This window comes from Kocuria sp. SM24M-10, assembly GCF_001027955.1.
GTDB classification, from domain to species: domain Bacteria; phylum Actinomycetota; class Actinomycetes; order Actinomycetales; family Micrococcaceae; genus Kocuria; species Kocuria oceani.
The window spans coordinates 1-2,765 of sequence record NZ_LDNX01000109.1; the positions used below are offsets into that span (position 1 = coordinate 1).

Here is a 2,765-nt window from a genome sequence, read left to right on the forward strand (position 1 = left end):
GTGCCGCGGCGTGCCCCGGCCGGGGCACGCCGCGGCACGGCGGCTCAGACCGGCAGCGGGGTCTTCCGCAGCGCCTCCTGCAGGGCGCCCAGGACGAGCGCCACGGACCCGGCGTGGGCGTTGGGACCCATCAGCCCGATCCGCCAGACCGTGTCGGCGTACTCCTTGACGCCCGCGCCGATCTCCAGCGAGTAGTGCTCCAGCAGGTGGGCCCGGACCGCGGCGGAGTCGACCCCCTCGGGCACCTTCACGGTGGTCAGCTCCGGCAGTCGGTGGCCCTCGGCAGCGAACAGCTCCAGGCCCATCTCCTGCAGCCCGTCCTGCAGGGCGTCGCCCGCCGCCTGGTGGCGGGCCCACACGTTCTTCAGGCCCTCCTCGGAGATCCGGCGCAGCCCCGCGTCCAGGGAGGCGATCATGGCGGTGGGCGCGGTGTGGTGGTAGGTGCGGGCCCGGCCCTGCGCCTCCCCCACGTAGCCGCCGAGCATGCCGAGGTCCAGGTACCAGGACCGGGGATGGCGCACCCGGCGCTCGAACGCGGCGTCCGAGATCGTGAACGGCGCCAGCCCCGGGGCCACGCCCAGGCACTTCTGGGTGCCGGCGTAGCCGAGGTCCACCCCCCACTCGTCCGCGCGCAGCTCGATGCCGCCGATGGACGTGACGGCGTCGACGAGCAGCAGGGCGTCGCCCTTGAGCTCCCCCAGCGCGGCGATGTCCGAGCGCACGCCCGTGGAGGTCTCGGCGTGCACCGCGGCGATGATCTTCGGGGCCGGGTGCGCCTCGGCGACCTGCTGGGGGTCGATCGGCTGCCCGTACGGGAAGTCCACCCGCACCACCTCGGCGCCGCACCGGGCCGCGACGTCGCACATCCGCTCCCCGAAGAGGCCGTTGACCGCCACGACGACGACGTCGCCGTCCTCCACGGTGTTGACGAAGGCGGCCTCCATGCCGGCCGAGCCGGTGGCGCTCAGCGGCAGGGTCCGCCGGTTGCGGGTGCCCCAGACCTCGCGCAGACCGTCGCAGGCGCTGTCCATGATCTCCAGGAACGCGGGGTCGAGGTGCCCGAGCAGCGGAAGGGCCAGCGCGGCCGTGGCCTCGGGATACGGGTTGGACGGGCCGGGGCCGAACAGGTGTCGCTGGATCACGGGCACGGAGCGCTCCTCACACGGACGGGTCATCGGGTCGGGAGCCCAGCCTAGCCGGGACGTCCTCCGGCACGGAGCCGGGCGACCGGTCCGGCGGCGGCGTGGCGGCCGCGCCCGCGCGCGGTCCCCGGGACCGCAGGGGCGGCTGTTGTGAAGCGGGACACTGCCCGGTAGCCTCTGGACTGGCCCACGGCGGGTTCGGGCGACCGGACTATCTACCAGGCAGAACTGCACCATCGATCACGCAGCGGCCGCCGTCGGCGCGTCTCCCGGTTCTGGCTCGGCGAGCTCCCCAGCGGCATCTGCCTCACCCGGGAGATCCGCATGAGCACGAACGAGACCACTGTTCCGGCCGAGGCCCGGCAGTTCCTGCGCGAGGCCATCGCGCTCGCGGTCGACAACGCCAAGGCCGACGGCGGGCCCTTCGGCGCCGTGGTCGTCACCGCCGACGGCCGCCGCTTCTCCGGCGTCAACCGTGTCACCGCCGACAGCGACCCGACCGCGCACGCGGAGGTGGTCGCCATCCGCACCGCCTGCCGGGAGCTCGGCACGTTCGACCTCTCCGGGGCGACCCTCTACGCGAGCTGCGAGCCGTGCCCGCTGTGCGTGTCCGCGTCCCTGTGGTCCCGCCTGGACGCGGTCTGGTTCGCGGCCGACCGGCACGACGCCGCGGCCGGGGGCTTCGACGACGCGGAGTTCCACGAGTACTTCGCCCGGCCGGTGGAGGAGCGCTCGCTGCCCGTGCGCCCCGTCGACCTCCAGGAGCGCACCGCGCCCTTCGAGGCGTGGGCGGCGAACACGGCCCGCACCGCCTACTGAGGAGCGCGCCCCGGCACGGGCCGGGGCCCGCACCGGACGCCATCAGGGCCCGGCGGCGTCCGGTGCGCCCGGCCGCTCGGCGGCGCGGCTCACCCGGACGGCGCCGGCGCCCCGGGCGACCCCGGAGCCCTCGAGCTCCTCGCCGGTGTCGACGGCGTCGGTGCCGTGGACGACCTCGATGACCGCGGGATCTCCGAGGTCCTCGGGACCCTCCGGATCATCCGGGCCGCCCACGTCCTCGTCGGCGTCCTCGGCGGCGTCGACGGCTGCGGCCATGGCGTGCAGGAAGGCGGTGACGGTGGCGGCCTGGTCCGGGTCCAGGGCCCGGGCGGCGGCCAGCATGCGTTCGTGCATCCGGCCCAGGGTGGTGCGCACCTCGCAGTCGGCCTCGGCGGTGGCCACGATCACCAGGGCGCGGCGGTCGGTGGGGTGCGGGCGGCGGGCGACGTGGCCGGTGCGGGTGAGCCGGTCCAGCAGGGTGGTGGTGGAGGCCGAGGAGATGCCCAGCCGGGCGGCGAGGTCGCGGGGGCTCATCGGGGTGCCGGCGCGGTGGGCCTCGAGCAGGTAGCGCAGGGCCAGGACGTCCTTCTCGCCCATGCCCATGGAGTCCTTGGTGCGCCGGCGCATCGCGGTCTCGGCGGTGCGGTAGGCGCGCAGGGCCTCGAGCACCTGCACCGGTCCGGGCCCGGCGGCGTCGTCGGTGCCGTACCAGTAGCCGGAGGAGGTGGGGACTCGAGACATCATGCCGATCATCCTAGGCCACCGACAAGCCCGGTAGTCGAGTAACTAGACAAACTAGACACA

The 2,765-nt window shown here is 74.9% G+C and carries 3 protein-coding genes; 1 reads left to right on the forward strand and 2 read right to left on the reverse strand.

The genetic code is table 11. The annotated features are described in order from the left end of the window. Positions 1 to 44: 44 nt before the first annotated feature. Positions 45 to 1,175: an alanine--glyoxylate aminotransferase family protein gene (locus tag ABL57_RS12175; RefSeq protein ID WP_152683391.1), complete on the reverse strand. Its 1,131-nt coding sequence runs from the start codon at positions 1,173 to 1,175 to the stop codon at positions 45 to 47. A 291-nt stretch (positions 1,176 to 1,466) separates the two neighbouring features. Here ABL57_RS12175 and ABL57_RS12180 point away from each other — a divergent pair, with 291 nt between their 5' ends. Beyond that, on the forward strand, positions 1,467 to 1,961 hold the full coding sequence (locus ABL57_RS12180) for a nucleoside deaminase (RefSeq protein ID WP_047803749.1): 495 nt from the start codon (positions 1,467 to 1,469) through the stop codon (positions 1,959 to 1,961). A gap of 42 nt (positions 1,962 to 2,003) precedes the next feature. Here the strand turns inward: ABL57_RS12180 and ABL57_RS23550 are convergent, their stop codons facing one another. Next, entirely contained in the window at positions 2,004 to 2,705 is a 702-nt protein-coding gene (locus ABL57_RS23550) for a MarR family transcriptional regulator (RefSeq protein WP_082157421.1), read from the reverse strand. Positions 2,706 to 2,765 lie beyond the last annotated feature (60 nt).